The sequence below is a fragment of the Bradyrhizobium sp. Y36 genome, assembly GCF_002531575.1.
In the GTDB taxonomy this organism is placed as follows: Bacteria; Pseudomonadota; Alphaproteobacteria; order Rhizobiales; family Xanthobacteraceae; genus Bradyrhizobium.
Window position 1 is genome coordinate 37,768 of record NZ_NWTI01000016.1, and the last position, 21,053, is coordinate 58,820.

Annotated in this window: 19 protein-coding genes; 13 read left to right on the plus strand and 6 right to left on the minus strand. The window is 64.7% G+C overall.

The genetic code is table 11. The annotated features are described in order from the left end of the window. The first annotated feature begins 5 nt into the window (after nucleotides 1-5). The 3 genes from CO669_RS24060 (at nucleotide 6) to CO669_RS36550 (ending at nucleotide 2,391) form a co-directional block, all read left to right on the plus strand. Nucleotides 6-1,385, plus strand: coding sequence for a sensor histidine kinase (locus tag CO669_RS24060; RefSeq protein ID WP_097662552.1), 1,380 nt, complete (start codon nucleotides 6-8; stop codon nucleotides 1,383-1,385). A 106-nt stretch (nucleotides 1,386-1,491) separates the two neighbouring features. After that, nucleotides 1,492-2,187, plus strand: coding sequence for a class I SAM-dependent methyltransferase (locus tag CO669_RS24065; protein WP_245444462.1), 696 nt, complete (start codon nucleotides 1,492-1,494; stop codon nucleotides 2,185-2,187). A 69-nt stretch (nucleotides 2,188-2,256) separates the two neighbouring features. Further along, nucleotides 2,257-2,391, plus strand: a complete 135-nt coding sequence (locus CO669_RS36550; RefSeq protein WP_283806810.1) for a hypothetical protein — start codon at nucleotides 2,257-2,259, stop codon at nucleotides 2,389-2,391. On the opposite strand, the gene CO669_RS24070 is transcribed toward CO669_RS36550, so the two are convergent. The 4 genes from CO669_RS24070 to tpiA all read right to left on the minus strand — a co-directional run bounded on the left by CO669_RS24070 (nucleotide 2,356) and on the right by tpiA (nucleotide 6,802). Further along, the gene (locus CO669_RS24070) at nucleotides 2,356-3,348 is read right to left on the minus strand and encodes a DUF3800 domain-containing protein (protein WP_097662432.1); all 993 of its coding nucleotides are present in this window, start codon (nucleotides 3,346-3,348) and stop codon (nucleotides 2,356-2,358) included. The genes CO669_RS36550 and CO669_RS24070 overlap by 36 nt on opposite strands. 374 nt (nucleotides 3,349-3,722) lie before the next feature. Further along, nucleotides 3,723-5,354 carry a CTP synthase gene (gene pyrG / locus CO669_RS24075; protein WP_097662433.1) on the minus strand — a complete coding sequence of 544 codons (1,632 nt, stop codon included), beginning with the start codon at nucleotides 5,352-5,354 and terminating at the stop codon, nucleotides 3,723-3,725. Between the two features lie 166 nt (nucleotides 5,355-5,520). Next, nucleotides 5,521-5,907, minus strand: coding sequence for a preprotein translocase subunit SecG (gene secG / locus CO669_RS24080; protein WP_097662434.1), 387 nt, complete (start codon nucleotides 5,905-5,907; stop codon nucleotides 5,521-5,523). Nucleotides 5,908-6,046: 139 nt separating this feature from the next. Further along, the gene (tpiA, locus tag CO669_RS24085) at nucleotides 6,047-6,802 is read right to left on the minus strand and encodes a triose-phosphate isomerase (RefSeq protein ID WP_097662435.1); all 756 of its coding nucleotides are present in this window, start codon (nucleotides 6,800-6,802) and stop codon (nucleotides 6,047-6,049) included. A gap of 223 nt (nucleotides 6,803-7,025) precedes the next feature. On the opposite strand from tpiA, the gene CO669_RS24095 reads away from it, so the two are divergent. From CO669_RS24095 to moaC, 4 genes are read left to right on the plus strand one after another with little or no spacing between them, the layout of a single operon-like run. After that, the gene (locus CO669_RS24095) at nucleotides 7,026-8,927 is read left to right on the plus strand and encodes a peptidylprolyl isomerase (RefSeq protein WP_097662437.1); all 1,902 of its coding nucleotides are present in this window, start codon (nucleotides 7,026-7,028) and stop codon (nucleotides 8,925-8,927) included. Between the two features lie 14 nt (nucleotides 8,928-8,941). Then, nucleotides 8,942-9,955: an anthranilate phosphoribosyltransferase gene (gene trpD / locus CO669_RS24100; RefSeq protein ID WP_097662438.1), complete on the plus strand. Its 1,014-nt coding sequence runs from the start codon at nucleotides 8,942-8,944 to the stop codon at nucleotides 9,953-9,955. 7 nt (nucleotides 9,956-9,962) lie between these two features. Then, nucleotides 9,963-10,784 carry an indole-3-glycerol phosphate synthase TrpC gene (gene trpC / locus CO669_RS24105; RefSeq protein WP_097662439.1) on the plus strand — a complete coding sequence of 274 codons (822 nt, stop codon included), beginning with the start codon at nucleotides 9,963-9,965 and terminating at the stop codon, nucleotides 10,782-10,784. Continuing rightward, the gene (gene moaC, locus CO669_RS24110) at nucleotides 10,784-11,299 is read left to right on the plus strand and encodes a cyclic pyranopterin monophosphate synthase MoaC (protein WP_097662440.1); all 516 of its coding nucleotides are present in this window, start codon (nucleotides 10,784-10,786) and stop codon (nucleotides 11,297-11,299) included. The genes trpC and moaC overlap by 1 nt, the downstream gene beginning before the upstream one ends. A gap of 6 nt (nucleotides 11,300-11,305) precedes the next feature. Here the strand turns inward: moaC and CO669_RS24115 are convergent, their stop codons facing one another. Further along, nucleotides 11,306-11,470 carry a Flp family type IVb pilin gene (locus tag CO669_RS24115; RefSeq protein ID WP_097662441.1) on the minus strand — a complete coding sequence of 55 codons (165 nt, stop codon included), beginning with the start codon at nucleotides 11,468-11,470 and terminating at the stop codon, nucleotides 11,306-11,308. Nucleotides 11,471-11,790: 320 nt separating this feature from the next. On the opposite strand from CO669_RS24115, the gene CO669_RS24120 reads away from it, so the two are divergent. Next, the gene (locus tag CO669_RS24120) at nucleotides 11,791-14,526 is read left to right on the plus strand and encodes a bifunctional diguanylate cyclase/phosphodiesterase (RefSeq protein ID WP_097662442.1); all 2,736 of its coding nucleotides are present in this window, start codon (nucleotides 11,791-11,793) and stop codon (nucleotides 14,524-14,526) included. A 132-nt stretch (nucleotides 14,527-14,658) separates the two neighbouring features. Here the strand turns inward: CO669_RS24120 and CO669_RS24125 are convergent, their stop codons facing one another. Then, nucleotides 14,659-15,996, minus strand: coding sequence for a S41 family peptidase (locus CO669_RS24125; protein ID WP_097662443.1), 1,338 nt, complete (start codon nucleotides 15,994-15,996; stop codon nucleotides 14,659-14,661). 339 nt (nucleotides 15,997-16,335) lie between these two features. Here CO669_RS24125 and CO669_RS24130 point away from each other — a divergent pair, with 339 nt between their 5' ends. The 5 genes from CO669_RS24130 to lexA all read left to right on the plus strand — a co-directional run bounded on the left by CO669_RS24130 (nucleotide 16,336) and on the right by lexA (nucleotide 20,772). Continuing rightward, entirely contained in the window at nucleotides 16,336-17,469 is a 1,134-nt protein-coding gene (locus CO669_RS24130; RefSeq protein WP_097662444.1) for an alpha-hydroxy acid oxidase, read from the plus strand. A gap of 30 nt (nucleotides 17,470-17,499) precedes the next feature. Further along, nucleotides 17,500-18,123, plus strand: coding sequence for an HAD family hydrolase (locus CO669_RS24135; RefSeq protein WP_097662445.1), 624 nt, complete (start codon nucleotides 17,500-17,502; stop codon nucleotides 18,121-18,123). 167 nt (nucleotides 18,124-18,290) lie between these two features. Beyond that, entirely contained in the window at nucleotides 18,291-18,497 is a 207-nt protein-coding gene (locus CO669_RS24140; protein ID WP_097662446.1) for a hypothetical protein, read from the plus strand. Nucleotides 18,498-18,683: 186 nt separating this feature from the next. Continuing rightward, on the plus strand, nucleotides 18,684-19,895 hold the full coding sequence (locus CO669_RS24145) for a molybdopterin molybdotransferase MoeA (RefSeq protein ID WP_097662447.1): 1,212 nt from the start codon (nucleotides 18,684-18,686) through the stop codon (nucleotides 19,893-19,895). Between the two features lie 175 nt (nucleotides 19,896-20,070). Beyond that, a complete protein-coding gene (lexA, locus tag CO669_RS24150; protein WP_097662553.1) occupies nucleotides 20,071-20,772 on the plus strand; it encodes a transcriptional repressor LexA in 702 nt (233 codons plus the stop codon). The last annotated feature ends 281 nt before the right edge of the window (nucleotides 20,773-21,053 follow it).

Here is a 21,053-nt window from a genome sequence, read left to right on the forward strand (position 1 = left end):
GCGCGATCAGCATGCACGACGATCCCTATTGCCTGCGCTCGCGGCTGAGCTGGCGCCTGCTCGCGCTCCAGGCCGCGATCCTGGTCGCGCTGCTTGCCGTCGTCCTCGCCGGGCTTTGCGCCTCCGGCTTCGTGCTCGCAGAGCGCGACGAGGACCGCGTCATCGACGTGGTCCGGCGCGCGCTCACGCGCGAGCCGCAAGGTGGGCTGGCGTTGCGGCCGACGGCCGAGTTGCAGCAATTGCGCAGCGAGACGCCCGATCTCTGGTTCCTGGTCCGCGACCGGCAGGGCCGCGTCCTCAGCGAAGGCACCGTGCCGGGCGAGTTCGCCGCAATCGGCAACGGCCTCGACCAGATCAGCCAGGCCCGGCTCGGCTGGCAGCTGTTCGAGGACGATCCCCGCAAGCCCGCGGCGCGGCTGAAGCGGGTCAACACAGATGCCGGCAACGTGCAGGTCATCACGGCGACGCAAGGGCGGCTGACCGGCGCCAAGGCGCTGTTCATGACGTCGCTCGCGTTTCTCGGCATCGCCCTGCCCGGCCTGCTGCTGATGGGAACGGCGACGTTCATCGCAACGCCGATGATCGTGCGTCGCGCGTTCAGAGGGCTCGACACCGCGGCGGACGAGGCCCGGCGCATCGATATCCATCAGCGCGGCGCGCGGCTTCCGCTGGAGCGGATCCCGCTGGAGGTCATGCCGCTGGTGACCGCGATCAACGACGCGCTGGCGCGGCTCGACCAGGGCTATGCCCGCCACAAGCGCTTCGTCGCGGATGCCGCGCACGAATTGCGGACGCCGATCGCGATCCTGAACACGCGGCTGGAGTCACTGGCCGCCGGGCCGGACAAGACCCGTCTCATGGAGGATGCCGCGCGGCTGGCGACGCTCGCCGAACAATTGCTCGACATCCAGCGGCTCGACCGCTGCGGCCATCCCTTCACGCGTGTCAATCTCGTCGCGGTCGCGCAAAGCGTCGCCGCCGACCTCGCGCCGCTGGCGATTGCCGCCGGCTACGAGCTGGCGCTCGACGCGCCGGCGACACCGATCGAGACGATGGGCGATGCGGCGGCGCTGGAGCGCGCGCTGACCAACCTCGTGCAGAATGCGGTCCAGCACGGCCCGCGCCGCGGCACCATCGCCATTCGTGTCGACCGCCCTGCGAGCATCGAAGTCACGGACGAGGGCACGGGCATTCCGGCCGAGCAGCGCGAGCAGATCTTCGAACCGTTCTACCGGCTGACGCCGCGCGATCGCGGTGCCGGCCTCGGCCTCAACATGGTGCGCGAGATCGTGCAGCTGCATGGCGGCCACGTTTCGGTCGCGGACGGACCGAACGGGGGCGGCGCTTGCTTCCGGATGACGCTGCCGGAAGTGCGGCAGAGCTGATTCAATTGGTATTTGCGCCCCGTAGCGCAATGCTGTCGCAATGCACTCCCGCGACACTGCATGCGCCGCACCTCCAATCGAGGTGCAACCAAGATCCGGAGTGCGCATGCCCAACGACTTTCTTTCGTTCTTCCTGTCCTGGATGTCGTCCCCGCGGCGGGTCGGCGCGGTCGCACCATCGGGTGCGGCGCTCGCCGATCTCATCACGCGCGAGATCAGTGCAACGACGGGACCCATCCTCGAGCTCGGTCCCGGCACCGGCGCGTTCACCTACAAGCTGCTCAAACGCGGCGTCCGTCCGCAGGACCTCACGCTGATCGAATACGGCTCCGACTTCATGAAGCTGCTGCAGATGCGCTTTCCCGGCTCGCGCGTGCTGTGGATGGATGCAGGCCGGCTTGCGACCGAGCGGCTTTATGAGGGCGCGCCCGTCGGCGCGGTGGTGAGCGGCCTGCCGCTGCTGAACATGAGCAGGCGCAAGGTGATCTCGATCCTCAGCGGAGCGTTCAGCTATGTCCGCCCCGGCGGCGCCTTCTACCAGTTCACCTATGGCATGAGCTGCCCGGTGCCGCGGCCCGTGCTAGACCGGCTGGGCCTGCGCGCAAAGCTCCTGGACCGCACCTTGCTCAACGTGCCGCCCGCCGCCGTCTACAGGCTGACGCGGCGGCCACAGATGAAGCTGATCACGGGATCGGTTGCGCCGCTGTCCTCAATAGCAGCCAAGTCCGGACAGATTCAGTTGACACAGAACGTAAAGGGCCCAAGCCAGCCTAGTTTGACAAAACACTACCCGTTAAAGTAACATTTTAAGGTTGAAGTGATTCGCTACGATCCCCCGTTCGTGCGTCGAGCGCGACAGATGGAGGGGATCATGGATACAGCGGTCTGGGCCTTCGCCGGAGCATTTACGCTGGCTGCGCTGGCGTTGCTCGTGAAACGGAAAATCAAAATTTCGCTGAACTGGAAGGGTCTAGTGATTGAGATCGGCGGGCCCTCCAAGGTCTAGTCTCAATTGCTGCCCCGCTCCGCTTGAGCCTCCCGCGCTCGAAAAGTCGATTGCGCTATATCGAGATCGTAGATCCTCGATTCGATCACCAAGTTTTTTGCCAAGGAGTTCGTACGAGTTGAATTTGGCAGGGTCGCACTCGTACGACTTCACTTTGCCCAAGAGAGAACACACCCAGTCCGCAGCCTGTATTCCCAGCGACCAGTGACTCTGGACGTGGAACATCGGCTCCTTTAGGTAGTCGAAGTATCTCTCCCTAACGATTATTTCCTGCGAATATTCTTGCCTGGTCTGCAACTCTGCTAGGGCATGTACTGGTTGCCTGTTCTGTTTTGCGCGAATTCGCGCGATCGTTTCATCATCCTCTGGATGATGATCAAAGATCATCTTTATTTGCGATTTCCGCGCCGCGGCTTCACTGTGCGCCACACGCAACGCCCGAGGGATGAGGTTGACGTGAAGCGTGCGAGGACGCCCCCTGTTCCGAGGACGCGCGAAATATCCCTCCTTCTCGATGCCTGAAAAGAAGATCTCGCCGTTGAATTGCTCGATCAATGAGAGGAATTTCTTTGCTCGCCGAATTACCTCTCGTTTTCTTGCCCCAGAGTGGTTGCTGGAGTTGAGATAGGAGCCCGAGAAAAATTCGGTCCCACCAACTTCTTCGGACCTTGAATAAAGCCGGTGACGCTGCTGCGAAAACAATAAGGCAAACTCGTCGAACGAAACGCGCTTGTCTGGATTGAGCACAGCGTTGTGTTTGGCAAACGCAATGTTTCTGGTGCCGATCATTCTAAGCCGGGTAAAGTGATCACAGAATTCCTTGTAGTAGCCGGCAGGAATCAGAAAACCGCCATAGCCGCAGATCGGTCGCCAGCTGCCGTAGCTCTCAACCGCCCCGCCGCTTGAATCGAATTTGGCGGAAAAATCGCCGAACTCGTCGACAAAACAAAGCCACATCTGATGATCGCAATCCAAAAAGTACAAAGCCCGCGCGGAGCGCGGGCTTTGAATTGAATGCAGAGCCCAAGGGCCTGCAATCCTATCGGGCGAAAACGCTCAATGGTGCAACCGTACGTGGCCGAAAAGGGAAGTCAAGAACTATGTCGACATTGTGAACAGCTTACCTCTAAGGCGCGTTCACATCATCCCCGGCAGCGCATAAATTAACACGAAGAAAAATACAAAGCCCGCGCGAGGCGGGCTTTGAATTAGCTGCAGCGCCTTAGCGGCCTGCCAGCCACATCGAGCGAAAACGCTCAACCCCCTAACATTAGCGATTCTTCACAGAGAGTCAAGACCACATAATGGTAAAATAACACCAGAATCGCGACCTACACCAGCCGGCTCTGCACCATCGCCGCCTGGATGAACGAGGCGAACAGCGGATGCGGCTCGAACGGCCGCGACTTCAGCTCGGGGTGGAACTGGACGCCGATGAACCAGGGATGGTCCTCGTATTCGACGATCTCAGGCAGCACGCCGTCGGGCGAGAGCCCCGAGAATTTCAAGCCGTGCTGCTCGAGGCGATCCTTGTAGGCGGTGTTGACCTCGTAGCGGTGGCGGTGGCGCTCGGAGATTTCGGTGGCGCCGCCATAGACTTGCGAGACGCGGCTGCCGCGATTGAGCGCGGCGGGATAGGCGCCGAGGCGCATGGTGCCGCCGAGATCGCCGGCCTGCGAGCGCTTCTCGAGCTCGTTGCCGCGCAGCCATTCCGTCATCAGGCCGACCAGGGGCTCCTTGGTCGGACCGAACTCGGTGGAGTTGGCGTCCTCGATGCCGACGAGGTTTCGCGCGGCCTCGATCACCGCCATCTGCATGCCGAAGCAGATGCCGAAATACGGCACGTCGCGCTCACGCGCGAACTGCGCCGCCTTGATCTTGCCCTCGGCGCCGCGCTGGCCGAAGCCGCCGGGCACCAGGATGCCGTTGACGTGCTCGAGGAACGGCGCCGGATCTTCCTTCTCGAAGATCTCGCTCTCGATCCAGTCGAGATTGACCTTCACCTTGTTGGCGATGCCGCCATGCGAGAGCGCCTCGATCAGCGACTTATACGCATCCTTCATGCCGGTGTACTTGCCGACGATGGCGATGGTGACGTTGCCTTCGGGATTGCGGATGCGCTCGTTGATCTGGTGCCAGCTCTTGAGCACCGGCGGGATGCGCGATTCGATGCCGAAGGCGGCGAGCACTTCGTCGTCGAGGCCCGCATTGTGATAGGCCTCGGGCACGGCGTAGATGCTGTCGGCGTCGCGCGCCTCGATCACGGCGCTCTCGCGCACGTTACAGAACAGGCCGAGCTTGCGCCGCTCCTCCTTCGGGATCTCGCGGTCGGTGCGGCAGAGCAGGATGTCCGGCTGGATGCCGATCGAGCGCAGCTCCTTCACCGAGTGCTGCGTCGGCTTGGTCTTCAACTCGCCGGCGCTCGGAATGTACGGCAGCAGCGTGAGGTGGATGTAGATGGCGTGATCGCGCGGCAACTCGTTCTTGAGCTGGCGGATCGCCTCGAAGAACGGCAGGCCCTCGATGTCGCCGACGGTGCCGCCGATCTCGACCAGCACGAAATCGTAATCGTCGTTGCCGGAGAGGACGAATTCCTTGATGGCGTTGGTGACGTGCGGAACCACCTGGATGGTCGCGCCGAGATAATCGCCGCGGCGCTCCTTGGAGATGATGTCCTGGTAGATGCGTCCCGTGGTGATGTTGTCCTGCTTGGTCGCAGGCCGGCCCGTGAAGCGCTCGTAGTGACCGAGATCGAGATCGGTCTCCGCGCCGTCATCGGTCACGAACACTTCGCCGTGCTGATACGGCGACATCGTTCCGGGATCGAGGTTGAGATAGGGGTCGAGCTTGCGGAGGCGGACCTTGTAGCCCCGGGCTTGCAACAGCGCACCGAGTGCCGCTGAAGCCAGACCCTTGCCGAGCGAAGAAACCACGCCGCCGGTGATGAATATGTACCGCGCCATGGGACTTAACCTCTAATCCCTCGAATTCGATTCGCCAAAGCGATTCGTATTCCGCCCCAAAGATTTTGCGGGCCTGTGGGTGAGCCAAAACGAAGAGTGGTGACAGTGCCTTGATGGGGATTTTTGATGCAGGACGGTAGCTGCCGCCCCGCATGGCCCCCCTGCTTTATTGCGAGCGTGGCACCTGCGGGCCGGTCGGGGCCGGCGCCTGCTGCTGCTCGTCGGCCTTCTTCAGCGAATCCAGGATGCCGCCCGAGGTCGGCGGCGCGACCGGCGATCCGCCGGCCGGCTGGCCCTGCGACGCCGGCGTGCCGATGATCGGCGAGGGCGCGCGGCTGTAGCCGGCGTGCCAGGACAGGAACATGCTGGTGAGGAAGAAGCCCGCAGCCAGGATCGCGGTGGTCCGCGTCAACAGATTCGCTGTGCCGCGGCTGGACATGAAGCCCGCACCGCCGCCCATGCCGAGGCCGCCGCCTTCCGACTTCTGGAGCAGGACGGCGCCGATCATCACGGCGACGATCATGAGGTGGATGACGATGACAACGGTCTGCATAATGCCCTTCCGTCACAAGCGGACAGCGCCTGACGGCGGCCGATCGCGCTTCGCGGGTTTTCCTGAAGTTGCGCGGTGTTACACGATCGGAGGGGGTATTGCCACCCCCGATCGGTCCCGAACCAAAGCTTTGGATGAGCTAGGGGCACCCCTTCGCGATCGCAAGGAAGTCGGCCGCTTTCAGGCTGGCGCCGCCGACCAGGGCGCCGTTGACGTTCTCGACTGCCATCAGCTCGGCCGCATTCGACGGCTTGACCGAGCCGCCATAGAGGATGCGCATCCTGGCGCCATCGGCCTTGAACCGCGAGGTCATGAGTTCCCGGATAAACCCATGAATCTGCTCGACATCCTGGGCGGTCGGGGTCAGGCCGGTGCCGATCGCCCAGACCGGCTCATAGGCCACGGTCAGGTTGGCGGCGGTCGAGCCATCAGGCAGCGAGCCGGCAAGCTGCCCGCGCAGGATGTCCAGGGTCTGGCCGGCGTCGCGCTGGGCTTGGGTCTCGCCGATGCAGACGATCGCTATCGCCCCGGCGCGCCAGGCGGCTTCGGCCTTCTGGCGGATCAGGGCGTCGCCCTCGCCGTGATCGGCGCGGCGCTCGGAATGGCCGACGATGATGGCGCTCGCGCCCGCGTCCACCAGCATTTCCGCCGCGATATCGCCGGTATGGGCGCCGGAGGCCTTGGGATGGCAATCCTGGGCTCCCACCGCGACCTTTTTGCCGCGCGCCTTGTCGGCAAAGGCCGCGATCAGGGTCGCCGGCGGGCAGACCAACAGATCGGCCTTGGCGGCCACATCTGCCGCGCCGCTGAGCATGGCGTCGAATTCGGCAGTCGAGCCCTTCAGCCCGTTCATTTTCCAATTGCCGGCGATCAGGGGGCGGATGGCGTCGGTCATGTCAATTTCCAGCAAAATGAGGTTTGCGCATGCGCTAGCAGAGGACCTGTTGCAGTTCCAGAGACCAGAGGCTTTTAACCGCAGCTTCCAGCGGTCGCCTGACCCGAGGTTGCGGGGGGAAAGCCGCCACTTTATGATGATCTTTCAATTTGGTGAGGCGCTTCTGCGGAATCTGCATTAAGACGCGCTCCCGTTCCCCTCCTGCTCAAACAAGTTGGACCAAATGCTTCGAGGAATGCGCAAGGCCTCATCAAACTGGGTCGGCAAGACCATTATGGCGATCGTGATGGGCGTGCTGATCGTCAGTTTCGGCATTTGGGGAATCGCCGACATCTTCAAGGGCTTCGGGCAGTCCACGGTGGCCAAAATCGGCAGCACCGAGATTTCGCTGAACGAGTTCCGTCAGATCTACACCGACCGCCTGCAACAGATCAGCCGCCAGTTCGGTCGCCCCCTCACGCCCGACCAGGCGCGGGCCTTCGGCCTTGACCGCCAGGTGCTGCAGCAGACCATCGCGGAAGCCGCCCTCGACGAGGAGGCGCGCCGGCTCGGGCTCGGCCAGTCCGACGACCAGATCCGCCAGGTCATCATGAACGACCCCAACTTCAAGGGCGTCGGCGGCAATTTCGATGCGAACCGCTTCCAGGCCATGATCCGCAATTTCGGCTATACCGAGCAGCGCTACGTCGCCGAGCAGCGCAAGGTGTCGCTGCGCCGGCAGATCACCGGCACGATCGGCGCCGGCCTCGAGCCGCCGAAAACCATGCTCGACGTGCTGACGCGCTTCCAGAACGAGCAGCGCACCATCGAATTCGTCAGGCTCGATGCCGCCCAGGCAGGCCAGATCGACGCGCCCTCGCCCGAAGCGCTCGCGGCCTATTTCGAGGATCACAAGGTCCAGTTCCGCGCGCCTGAATATCGCAAAATCTCCTTCGTCGTGGTCTCGCCCGAAGAGATCGGCAAGTGGAGCGAGGTGTCCGACGAGGACGCCAAGAAGGTGTTCGAGCAGCGCAAGGACCGGCTCGGCACACCGGAGAAGCGCCAGATCCAGCAGATCGTCTTCCCCAACGCCGCTGAAGCGCAGGCCGCCCGGGAGCGTCTCGTCGGCGGCATGTCGTTCGCGGACCTCGGCAAGGAGCGCGGGCTGAGCGCCTCCGATATCGACCTCGGCCTCGTCACCAAGTCTTCGCTGGATGCTGCGGTCGGCGACGCCGCCTTCGCGCTTCCCGCCGGCGAGATCAGCCAGCCGATCCAGGGCGCGCTCGGCACGTCCATCGTCAAGGTCGACAAGATCGAGCCGGGCGCCGAGGCCGACTATGCGAAGCTTGCCGGCGACATCAAGCGCGAGCTCGCCACCGAGCGTGCGCGCGTCAAGGTCAACGACCTCCGCGACAAGATGGAAGACGAGCGCGGCGGCGGCGCCAGCGTGATCGACGCGGCGCAGAAGCTCGGCCTCACCGCCGTGACCATCGACGCCGTCGACCGCTCCGGCCGCGCCCCGAACGGCCAGCCGGTCGCCAACATTCCGCAGGGCCTGGACGTGGTCTCGCAGGCCTTCAACACCGATGTCGGCGTCGACAACGACTCGATCTCGTTCAAGGGCGGCTACGTCTGGTACGACGTGCTCGCCATCACGCCCTCGCGCGACCGCAATCTCGACGAAGTCCGCGACCAGGTCGAGGCGCGCTGGCGCCAGGACCAGATCGCGACCAAGCTGAAGGCCAAGGCGACCGAGATGGTGCAGAAGCTCGAAGCGGGCGGCAAGCTCGCCGACGAAGCCGCAGCGATCGGCGCCAAGGTCGAGACCGCAAACGGCTTCAAGCGCGACGACACGCCGGCCAGCGTGCCCGCGGCGGTCGTGTCGGCCACCTTCCGCGTCGCCAAGGACGGTGTCGGCCAGACACCGGTGACCGGCGGCACCGATGTGATCGTCTACCGCGTCACCGACATCGTCGAGCCCCCGGTCGATGCCGCCTCCGACGCGGTCAAGAAGCTGAAGGAGAGCCTCGACCGTGCCCAGACCGAGGAGCAGGTTGCTTCCTACGTCAACAAGCTTGAAACCGACATCGGGACCACCATTAATCAGGCCGCCTTCGCGCAGGTGACCGGCGCGAACCAGCAGTAGGTTGAAAGCACGCGATGGACGACCTGAAATCGATCATTGGAAAAGTGGCGACCGGCGCCAGCCTGTCGCGTGACGAAGCCGCTTCCGCCTTCGACGCCATGATGAGCGGCGAGGCCACGCCCTCGCAGATGGGCGGCCTGCTGATGGCGCTGCGTGTGCGCGGCGAGACCGTGGACGAGATCACCGGCGCGGTTGCGGCGATGCGCTCGAAGATGCTCACGGTCGATGCGCCCGCGGACGCCGTCGACATCGTCGGCACCGGCGGCGACGGCTCCGGCTCCGTCAACGTCTCGACCTGCGCCTCGTTCATCGTCGCGGGCGCCGGCGTGCCGGTCGCCAAGCACGGCAACCGCGCGCTGTCGTCGCGCTCGGGCGCTGCCGACGTGCTGGCATCGCTCGGGGTGAAGATCGACCTCCGGCCCGATCAGGTCGGCCGCTGCGTCCGCGAATGCGGCATCGGCTTCATGTTCGCCCCCGCTCACCATCCCGCCATGAAGAACGTCGGCCCGACCCGGGTCGAGCTTGCCACGCGCACGATCTTCAACCTGCTCGGCCCCCTGTCCAACCCGGCCGGCGTGAAGCGGCAGATGGTCGGCGTCTTCTCCCGGCAATGGGTGCAGCCGCTGGCGCAGGTGCTGAAGAATCTCGGCTCCGAATCCGCCTGGGTGGTGCACGGCTCCGACGGCCTCGACGAGATCACCCTCACCGGCCCGACTTTCGTCTCCGCGCTCCACAATGGCGAGATCCGGAATTTCGAGGTGACGCCGGAGGACGCTGGCCTGCCGCGCTGCGAGGCCGGTGCGCTCAAGGGCGGCGATGCCGACGCCAACGCGATCGCGCTGCAAAGCGTGCTCAGCGGCAAGCCGAGCCCCTATCGCGACGTCGCCCTGATGAACGCCGCCGCCGCGCTGATCGTGGCCGGACGCGCCAAGGACCTCAAGGAGGGCGTTGCGATCGGCGCAAAGTCGCTCGACAGCGGCGCAGCGAACACGCGGCTGAAGCATCTGATCGCGGTCTCGAACGGCTGAGCCTGACATGTCGGACATCCTGACCAAGATCGAAACCTACAAGCGCGAGGAGATCGCTGCCGCCAAGCGCGCGCAGCCGCTGTCGGCCATCGAGGCGAAGGCCAGGGCGCAAGCCGCCCCGCGCGGCTTCGTGCGGGCGATCAAGGCCAAGCATGCCGACGGCAACTACGCACTGATCGCGGAGGTGAAGAAAGCCTCGCCGTCGAAGGGGCTGATCCGCGCCGATTTCGATCCGCCTCAGCTTGCAAAGGCCTATGAGGCCGGCGGCGCCGCCTGTCTGTCGGTGCTGACCGACACGCCCTCCTTCCAGGGCCATCTCGACTTCATGGTCGCCGCGCGCGCGGCGACGTCGCTGCCGGTGCTGCGCAAGGATTTCATGTTCGACACCTATCAGGTGGTCGAGGCCCGCGCCCACGGCGCCGACTGCATCCTGATCATCATGGCCGCGCTCGACGATGCCACGGCACAGGACCTCGAAGACGCAGCGATCGCTTACGGCATGGACGTGCTGATCGAGATCCACGACCGCGCCGAGCTCGACCGCGCGCTCAAGCTCCGCTCGCCGATGATCGGGGTCAACAACCGCAATCTGCGCACCTTCGAAACCACCCTCGCGACCAGCGAAACGCTGGCGCCGCTGATCCCCGGCGACCGGCTGATGGTCGGCGAGAGCGGCATCTTCACGCCCGCCGATCTCGCCCGGCTCGAGCGCGTCGGCATGTCGACCTTCCTGGTCGGCGAGAGCCTGATGCGGCAGACCGACGTCACCGCCGCCACGCGCACGCTGCTCGCGCGCGAGGATGTGGCACGCGCGGCGGGCACGCGCTGATGGCACGCAAGCCTGCCAAGGCGAACCCGGCCAAGAGGGCCGGCCCTGCCCTCACCCATATCGGCGCCTCCGGCGAGGCTCGCATGGTCGACGTGTCGGACAAGCCGGCAACCGAGCGGCTTGCGGTCGCGGAAGGCCGCGTCGTCATGACCAAGGCGACGCTCGACCTCATCGTGTCGGGCAACGCCAAGAAGGGCGACGTGCTCGGCACGGCCCGCATCGCCGGCATCATGGCCGCCAAGCGCACCTCCGAGCTGATCCCGCTCTGTCATCCGCTCGCGCTGTCGAAGGTCATTGTCGATATCGAGCCCGATGCAAAGCTGCCCGGTTGCGTGGTGCGCGCCAGCGTGAAGGTGACGGGACCGACCGGCGTCGAGATGGAGGCCCTCACGGCCGTGTCCGTCGCCTGCCTCACCATCTACGACATGATCAAGGCGGTCGAGCGCGGCGTGCGCATCGAGGGCATTCACCTGGTCGAGAAGCTCGGCGGCAAGTCCGGCCATTACCGCGCCTGATCGTCGCTACTTCAGCGCCGAACTGATGGACGTGAATTTCGTGTTGAGCCTGGCGCCCATGCCGTTGATGACGGTGATGATCGCAAGCGCGATGCCGGCGGCGATCAGGCCGTACTCGATCGCGGTCGCACCGCGCTCGTCGGCGAGAAAGTTCTTCAAAGTCTTCTTCATCGTGTTTCCTCTCGGTGTGCCGAAAGGCGTGCTCGCAAATCACGTGCCAATGCCTGCGCAAGACTCGCCAACACCTTAGATGGTTAAGTCTTCCTTGATCTCGGCCCGACCGGCAGGAATTGACCGGCACGGCCGGTGCTCGCGGCAATTCCTGCATGTCTCGTCCTGCATGTTTTGCGCGCGCATCGATCGCCTTTGTGCGCGGCCGTTCACATCGCGTTAACCGCGCTTCCTAACTTCGCCTCCACACCGTTCCCGTAAACCAACGGATGCTTTCGGGGCCAAGAATTGATCCTGACGTGTGCAGGCAATGATCCAGTATGACGACGACGAAATTCGGCAGTCGCCTCTTTGACCAGACCTTCGTGCGCAGCGGACCGATCCGCTGGCTGGTGGTGGGCGGCACGCTGCTGATCGCTGCCATCGCCATCGGCTCCGTCCTGATGGCGCAGAACTTCCGCGAGCGAGCGCTGCGCAACTCCGGCCGCGAGCTGGAGAACACCGTGCTGATGCTCGCTCATCACTTCGATCAGCAATTGCAGGACTTCGCGGTCATCCAGCGAGACTTCGTCGATCACGTGCGTTCGATCGGCATCGCCAATGTCGAAGAGTTCCGCAAACGCCTCTCCGATCAGAGCGTCCACCAGATGCTGCGATCGAAGATCGAGGCGCTGCCGTATATCGGCGGCGTCAACATCATCGATGCCGACGGCAATCTGATCAATTCGTCGACGGCATGGCCGGTTCCCAAGACCAACCTGGCCGACCGCGCCTATTTCCGCACATTCAAATACGATCCCAACGCGCCGGATGTCCTGATCGAGCCGCTGCACAGCCGGATCTCCGGCGCCTGGACCATCCTCGTGGCCCGAAGGATCCTCGGTCCCAAGGGTGAATTCCTCGGCGTGGTCGGACGAGGGATCGAGCCCGCCAACTTTGAGAAATTCTTCGCCTCAGTCGCGCTCGGCGAAGGCGCGACGATCTCGATGCTGCATCGCGACGGCACGCTGCTCGCCCGCTATCCTCATTCCAGCGAATTGATGGGGCGGAACTTCAAGACCGGTTCGTTCGAGCAGCAGAGGGTCTTCGGCCTCGATCATTTCGCCGGCCGCTTCGTAAGCCCGGTCGACGGCGAGGACCGGCTGATCTCCTCGCGCGCCCTGCCCCATTTCCCGATCCTGATGATGGCGACCACGACGCGCGCGGCGGCCCTGACCGACTGGCGCGAGCAGATCGGCATGCTGATCTCGGTCGCCGGCGCCTCGGCGCTTGCCATCGCGGGCGTGCTGATCGCAGTCGTGCGCAAGCTCCTGGAGCAGCACAGCGCCTCGCGCGAACGGCTGACGCTGGAGAAGCAACGGCTCGACCGCGCCGTCAACAACATGACGCAGGGCCTGTTGCTGTTCGACGCCGAGCGGCGAATGGTGGTCTGCAATCAGCGCTACATTGAAATGTACGGACTGTCCGCCGACGTCGTGAAGCCCGGCTGCAGTTTCCACGACATCATCGCCCATCGCAAGGCGACCGGCTCGTTCGCGGGGAATGTCGACGCCTACGTCTCGCTTGTCCTGAAGGACATCCACGTCCGAAATTCCATGGTGGTGGACACCGCAGACGGCCGCTCGATCCACATCCTCAACGAGCCGCTCACCGATGGCGGCTGGGTCGCGACCCATGAGGACATCACCGAGCGCCGCCGCATCGAGGAGCGCATCACCCACCTCGCCCATTACGACGCGCTGACCGATCTGCCGAACCGCACCATGTTCCACGAGCATCTGCGGGAAGAGCTGGCCGCTGTCGGCAAGGGCGAAGAGATCGCGGTGCATTACATCGACATCGACGAGTTCAAGGGCGTCAACGACGCGCTCGGCCACCTCGTCGGCGACGAGCTGCTGAAATCGGTGGCCGCGAGCCTGCGGCGCTGTGCGGGCCCGACAGATTTCGTCGCGCGGCTCGGCGGCGACGAATTCGCCATCGTCCAGAGCGCGGTGACATCGCGCGACCAGGTCGACGACCTCGTCGCGCGGGTGTTCGAGGCCATCCGCGCACCGTTCGACTGCATGGGCCACCATCTCACCACCGATGCCAGCATCGGCATCGCGCTCGCGCCCGAACACGGCACGGCGCTCGACCAGATCCTCAAGAACGCGGACATGGCGATGTACGCCGCCAAGTCGGCCGGCCGTCGCACCTATCGCTTCTTCGAGCCGGAGATGGATGCCAAGGTACGCGAGCGCCGGCAGCTCGAGAGCGACCTGCGCCACGCCATCGCCCAAGGAGGTCGCGAAGGCGGCCTCGAGGTCTATTATCAGCCTTGCCTCAGCCTGAAGGATGATCGTATCACCGGCTGCGAGGCCCTGGTGCGCTGGCGTCATCCGGTGCGCGGCATGGTCTCGCCGGCAGAGTTCATCCCGATCGCCGAGGATACCGGCCTGATCAACGAGATCGGCGAATGGGTGCTGGCGACCGCCTGCCGCGATGCCGCAGGCTGGCCTGACGACATCCGCCTCGCCGTCAACGTCTCGCCGGTGCAGTTCAAGAGCGGCACGCTGGCGCTGAAGATCATGGCGGCGCTCGCCGCTTCGAACCTGCCGGCGAGCCGGCTGGAGCTCGAGATCACCGAGGCGGTGCTGATCCGCGACGATGATGCCGCGCTGACGATCCTGCACCAGCTCCGTGCCATCGGCGTTCGCATCGCGCTCGACGATTTCGGCACCGGCTACTCCTCGCTGAGCTATCTGCACCGCTTCCCGTTCGACAAGATCAAGATCGACCGCTGTTTCGTCAACGACATCGCCGGTCCCGACGGCTCCGCCAGCATCGTCCAGGCCGTCGTCAACCTGGCGGCCGCGCGCCGCATGACCACCACGGCCGAGGGCGTCGAGACCGAGGAGCAGCAGCGCCTGCTGCGCGCGCTTGGCTGCTCGGAGATGCAGGGCTATCTGTTCAGCGCCGCGAAACCGGCCGACAAGGTGCTGGAGCTGTTCGCGCTGCATCGCAGCCGCCTCGCCCAGCGCGGCGGCAAGGAAAGCCGCCGCCGCGAGGCCGGTTAGGTCCTAACGTGGCGATGTAGCCGGATCAGGCTGCGTTCCGTCCGGGCTGCGGATCGAGACAATTTCCCAAACGAACTCGCCCGGGAGCGGCAGACCACTCCCGGGCGATATCGATCTCTGACAGTGTAAGACCTAGTTCGGCACCGCCGCCTTCGACGCGGGCTTGGCCGCGACTGCGTTGGCGCTGACGCCGTGCAGGAAATCGAAGGCCGCGTGCAGCGCCTTGTCGTCCTCCTCCTTCGGCGGAACGTAGGATTGCGATCCGGTCTGCTCGGTGCCGTCGGCGGCCGACAGATGCCCGCGCATCTGGGACTCCGCCATGGTGTCCATCCGGCCCTTCAACTCGGGCGGCACGTCCTGCAGGATCTCGATGTCGGGGGCGATGCCCTGGGCCTGGATCGAGCGGCCCGACGGCGTGTAGTAGCGCGCCGTGGTCAGCGCCAGCGCGCCATTGCCGGTGCCGAGCGGAATGATGGTCTGCACCGAGCCCTTGCCGAACGAGCGCGTGCCGATGATGGTCGCGCGCTTGTGGTCGTGCAGCGCGCCGGCGACGATTTCCGAGGCCGAGGCCGAACCGCCGTTGACCAGCACCACCAGCGGCTTGCCCCTGGTGAGATCGCCGCCATGGGCGGTGAAGCGCTGGGTCTCTTCCGGATTGCGGCCGCGGGTGGAGACGACCTCGCCGCGCTGCAGGAAGGCGCTCGACACCGATACGGCCTGGTCGAGCAATCCGCCCGGATTGTTGCGCAGGTCGACGACGTAGCCGGCGAGCTTCTCCTGCGGGACGTCCTTGGTGATCGAGGCGATCGCCTTCTTCAGGCCGTCGGTGGTCTGCTCGTTGAACGAAGTGATGCGGACATAGCCGATGTCACCGTTCTCGACATGGAAGCGCACGGGACGCACGTGAATGATCTCGCGCTTGATCGCGACGTCGAGCGGGGCGTCGGCGCCCTTGCGCACGATGGTGAGCTTGGTCTGGGTGTCGACCGGGCCCTTCATCTTGTTGACGGCCTGCTCGAGCGTCAAACCCTGCACGGCCTCGCCGTCGATCTTGCTGATGAGGTCGCCGGACATCAGGCCGGCCTTCGAGGCGGGCGTATCGTCGATCGGCGAGACGACCTTGACGAGACCGTCTTCCATCGTGACCTCGATGCCGAGGCCGCCGAACTCGCCGGAGGTGGTCTCCTGCATCTCGGTCCAGGCCTTCGCGTTCATGTAGCGCGAGTGCGGATCGAGCGAGGTCACCATGCCGGTAATCGCGCCTTCGATCAGCTTGGCATTGTCGGGCTTCTCGACATAGCTCGCCTTGACGCGCTCGAACACCGTGCCGAACAGGTTGAGCTGGGAATAGGCGTCATCCGCGCTCGCCGCCGCCCGTGCCGCCCAGACACCGCCGTGCGGGCTGGCTACCAGAAGGGTCAGACACGCTCCGGTGAGCGCGCCCAGTGGGAACAGCAGGGATTTCCGCATGGAGGGACTGGCCTTTTTGCTTGGCGGTTCGCTTGTCTTTCGAGACTTGCTTTTCGAGACTTGGAAGTCACTTGGAAGTCGCCCATGCAATTGGCGATCCAGTCAGCTTCTCACAATACCATTCTGGTTTCTTCAAGGCCGGGAGGCCACGCCGACCCGCCCCGGGCAGAAATCGCTTCGTTCGGACCTAAACTTTTGGCAACGTTGCCGGACTGGTCCGCCCGCAAGGGGAATCGGTGGGCCGGTCCACGCCTCGCAGCTATGCGATTTTAGGATGGTTTTGGAGGGCTGGACGGGTTAGGCGATGACATAAGGCTTCAAATTCTCGGGAGGATAACAATGAACGAAGCACCCCGCATCCGGCCGGAACGGAACGTCGAACTCGGCGCCAGCAACGAGCCGTTCCAGAATCTGCACGAATTCATCCGGAAAGCGCGAGCCAACCTCAACCAGAACGCCTGGGACTACATCGTCGGCGCCGCCGAGACCGAGACCACGATGCGCCGCAACCGCATGGCGCTGGACGAGATCGCTTTTCGCCCGCGCGTGCTGCGCGACGTCCGCAAGGTGGACGGCTCGGTTCAGCAATTCGGCCGCAACATGCGCCTTCCCGTGATCCTCGCCCCCGTCGGCGCGCTCGAGATCTTCGATCCCGACGGCGCGGCGAGCGTGGCGCGGGGGGCCGGTACATTCGGTGCGGCGCACATGCTGAGCTCGGTGTCCGATCCGGGCCTGGAGAAGACCGCCGAGGCCGCCCCTGACGCGCTCCGGCTCTATCAGCTCTATGTCCGCGGCGACGACGCCTTCGTTGCGGATGTCGTCAGCCGCTCCGAGAAGAACGGCTATGCCGGCTTCTGCCTGACCGTCGACACCGCCCATTACAGCCGTCGCGAACGTGACATCGCCAAGCGCTACGTTCGCGAGAGCCGCCTGCGCGCCACCGGCGGTGACTACCAGAAAGGTCTGGAGTGGCGGACCGTGAAGATGATCAAGGACAAGTTCAAGACCCCGCTGATCCTCAAAGGCATCGCCACCGCCGAGGACGCCCTGATCGCGGTCGATCACGGCGTCGAGTGGATCTACGTCTCCAACCATGGCGGCCGCCAGCTCGACCATGGCCGCGGTGCCATGCACGTGCTGCCGGAGATCGTCGACGCCGTGAAGGGCCGCGCCAAGATCATGGTCGACGGCGGCATCTGTCGCGGCACCGACATCGTCAAGGCGATCGCGGCGGGTGCGGACCTCGTCGGCATCGGCCGGCTGCAATGCTGGGCGCTGGCGGCTGCCGGCGAAGCCGGCATCACGCGGATGCTGGAGCTGCTGGAGGACGAGGTGCTGCGCTGCCTCGGCCTGCTCGGAGCCACGTCGTTTGCCGAAGTGAACAAGTCCTGCCTGCATCCGGCGACCGCAACCAACGCGCCGAGCGTGTTCAGCGCGTTCCCGCTGTTCGACCACGAGCCTTATCGATACTGATCCGCCGATGCCAACGTGAAAAGGACTCAGGTGACATCGCTCTCTCCCGGCAGCGCGGATGCGCTTCTGTTCGATCTCGGGCGCGTGGTGCTCGACATCGACTTCTCCAAGGCGATCGCCTGCTGGGCGGGGCATGCCGGCTGCGAGCCCGAGTCGATCGTCGCGCGCTATGTGCGCGACGAGGCATACCGGCTGCACGAGGTCGGTAAGCTCAGCGATGCGGACTATTTCGCCTCGTTACGGGCTTCGCTTGGAATCGGCATTTCGGACGCGCAGTTCCTGGAGGGCTGGAACGCGATCTTCGCCGGCGAGATGCCTGACATCGCCGAGCTGTTGCCGCGTGCCGCCAGGCAGATGCCGCTCTACGCCTTCTCCAACACCAACCGGCCGCATGTCGACTATTTCTCAAAGGAATATGCCGATCTGCTCGGCCATTTCCGGGAGTTGTACCTGTCGTCCAGCATCGGCTTGCGCAAACCGGATGCGGAGGCTTTCGACCATGTCGTCGCCGAGATCGGCGTGCCTGCGGAGCGCATCGTCTTCTTCGACGATCTCGAAGAGAACATCGAGGGTGCGCGGGCACGCGGATTGACCACGGTGCACGTGACGTCGCCGCGCGACGTCGGGAACGCCTTGAAGGCGCTCGGCATCTGAGGTTAGGCTGGCGTCATCGGCCGGCAGCGGACCCATTTGGCCCGGAACTAAATTTGCAGAAGCATGGAACCTGATCACTTTGTGCATTTTTGTACAAAGTTCCGGGAACGGAATACCACCCTTCGGACTCATGACTCCGTTGGGACTTCTACACCGGACTGAACCACGTGCTGGGCAAAACCTACCTCACCAAGCAAGCCTCTCTCCTGCTTGAATTCGCAAGAACCACTTCGGATTCTGACCTGTCCGCCAAGCTGATCAGCAAGGCTGCCGATCTGAAATCGCAGGCCGATCCGCTCCCCGACAAGGATCAAGGTCCCAAAGCTCCCGACGTCGCAGAAAGCGTCAGTCCGGGCGGACCGACCGGGAGTTGATCGATGCTGGCCGTGGGGTTCGTCATTCTCGTCCTTGCCATGGCCACCCTCCTGCCGATCGGCCTCATTCTCTGGATCATGCCGCGCCGGGCGTGACCTGCGTCCCGCCTCCTTTTGCTTCCCCCTTCACTCGGCTAGAAGACTGTCGGAACATTTCGTCCGAACGTGCCGAGCTGGAGTATCGCCGTGGCCTTGATGCCGGTTTCCGACGCCCTTGCTGCGGTGCTGGCGGGTGCAGAGCCGCTGCCCGAACAGATGGTTTCGCTCGACGAAGCCTATCACCGCGTGCTCGCGCACGACGTTGCGGCGCGGCGCACGCAGCCGCCGCAAGCCATGTCGGCGATGGACGGCTATGCGTTACGGGCGGCCGATGCCGCCAACATCGATTCCAGGCTGACGGTGATCGGCGAGGTCGCGGCGGGCCGCCCGTTCGCTGGAACAGTCGGCGTCGGCGAAGCCGTGCGGATCTTCACCGGCGGCGTCGTCCCTGCCGGCGCGGACGCCGTCGTGATCCAGGAGGACACCGTCGCCGACGCCAACAGCGTCACGATCAAGGAGCCCGCGATCGTCGGACGGCACATCCGTCCGGCCGGCGTCGATTTCCGCGAGGGTGACGTGCTCTTGCGTCAGGGAATCCGACTCACCGAGCGCGACCTCGCGCTCGCCGCGGCGATGAATCACCCGCAGCTTGCGGTCTGCCGCCGTCCGAAGGTCGCGATCCTCGGCACCGGCGACGAACTGGTGCGGCCGGGCACAACGCCCGGACACGGCCAGATCGTCTATTCGAACGGCTACGCCCTGCATGCGCTGGCCCGCAGCGAGGGCGCCGAGACCATCGACCTCGGCGTCGCCGCCGATACGCTGGCAGCCACCTCCGCCGGCATCCGGCGCGCCCGCGAGAGCGGTACCGACATCCTGATCACCACCGGCGGCGCGTCGGTCGGCGACCACGATCTGGTTCAGCAGGCGCTTCGGGACGAAGGCATCGCGATGTCGTTCTGGAAGATCGCGATTCGGCCCGGCAAGCCGATGATGCACGGACGGCTCGGCGCCATGCGCGTGATCGGCCTGCCCGGCAATCCCGTGTCGTCCTATGTGTGCGCCTTCCTGTTCATGGTGCCGCTGATTCGCGCGCTGTCGGGCCGTTCAGTGATTCATCATCGTCGCGAGCGCGCCGTGCTCGGCCGCGATCTCGCCGCCAACGACCAGCGCGAGGATTATCTGCGCGCGCGCCTGGAGCTGCGCGAGGACGGCACGCAGATCGCCATTCCCGTCAAACACCAGGACTCCTCCCTGCTTGCGAATCTTGCTGCAGCACAGGTACTTCTCGTGCGCCCACCGTTCGCGCCGAAGGCCGAAGCCGGCAGCCCCTGCGAGGTGCTGCGGCTCCCCGCCTGAACTGCGTATCACACGCATTCCGCGAGTTTCGCTTCGTTCACGGTAAATTAAGCAGTTGCGGAACATGTATCGAACATATAGTGTCCGTTCATGATTTGTTTCGAGGATGTAGCGGCTTATCGCTGAATTCATCGTCTCGGAATCGAACGACATCAACCGGGGGACTTTGGTCGAGATGTTAACGCGCAAACAATACGAGCTTCTGCGGTTCATCAGCGAACGTTTGAAGGAAAGCGGCGTGCCGCCCTCTTTCGACGAGATGAAGGATGCGCTCGACCTGCGCTCGAAGTCAGGCATCCACCGCCTGATCACCGCGCTCGAAGAGCGTGGCTTCATCCGCCGCCTGCCCAACCGCGCCCGCGCCATCGAAGTGATCAAGCTGCCGGAGCTGCAGGCCGCCGCCAGCAACCGGCGCGGCTTCACGCCGAGCGTCATCGAGGGCAATCTCGGCAGGGTCCGCGCGAGCTCCAGCCCGCCGGCGGACGAGGGCGAACGGCCCGTGGCGGTGCCCGTGATGGGCCGCATCGCGGCCGGCACCCCGATCGAGGCGTTGCAGACCCGCAGCCACACCATCAGCGTGCCGCCCGACATGCTCGGCTCCGGCGAGCACTACGCACTCGAAGTGCGCGGCGATTCCATGGTCGAAGCCGGCATCCTCGACGGCGACATGGCGCTGATCCAGCGCAACGAGAGCGCCGATACCGGCGACATCGTGGTCGCGCTGATCGACGATGAGGAAGCCACCCTCAAGCGCTTCCGCCGCCGCGGCGCCTCGATCGCGCTCGAGCCGGCCAATGCCGCTTACGAGGTGCGCATCCTGCCGCCGAACCGCGTGAAGATTCAGGGCAAGCTGATCGGTCTTTACCGCAAGTACTGAGTCCGAAGATAGCACGATACCGAAATTGCTGGCGCGTGTTACGCGCCGCCGATCGGCAGCACCGATCAGGAATTGGAGGGGATGATTTGTCCGCTCCGGCTGGATGGTCTTTCTGGTACTGCACAGATTGTCCGGCCTTATCTTTCACGGCGAGAGCCTCGGCAGGCCGCGCGAAGCAAGAATATCGCGCGGGTTTTCCTGGACCGCCATGCACCTGTTCGTTTTGAGTGCTGCGCGACGGCGCTGATCCCTGCATCAGCGCCGTGGGCTGTGTGCGCGCC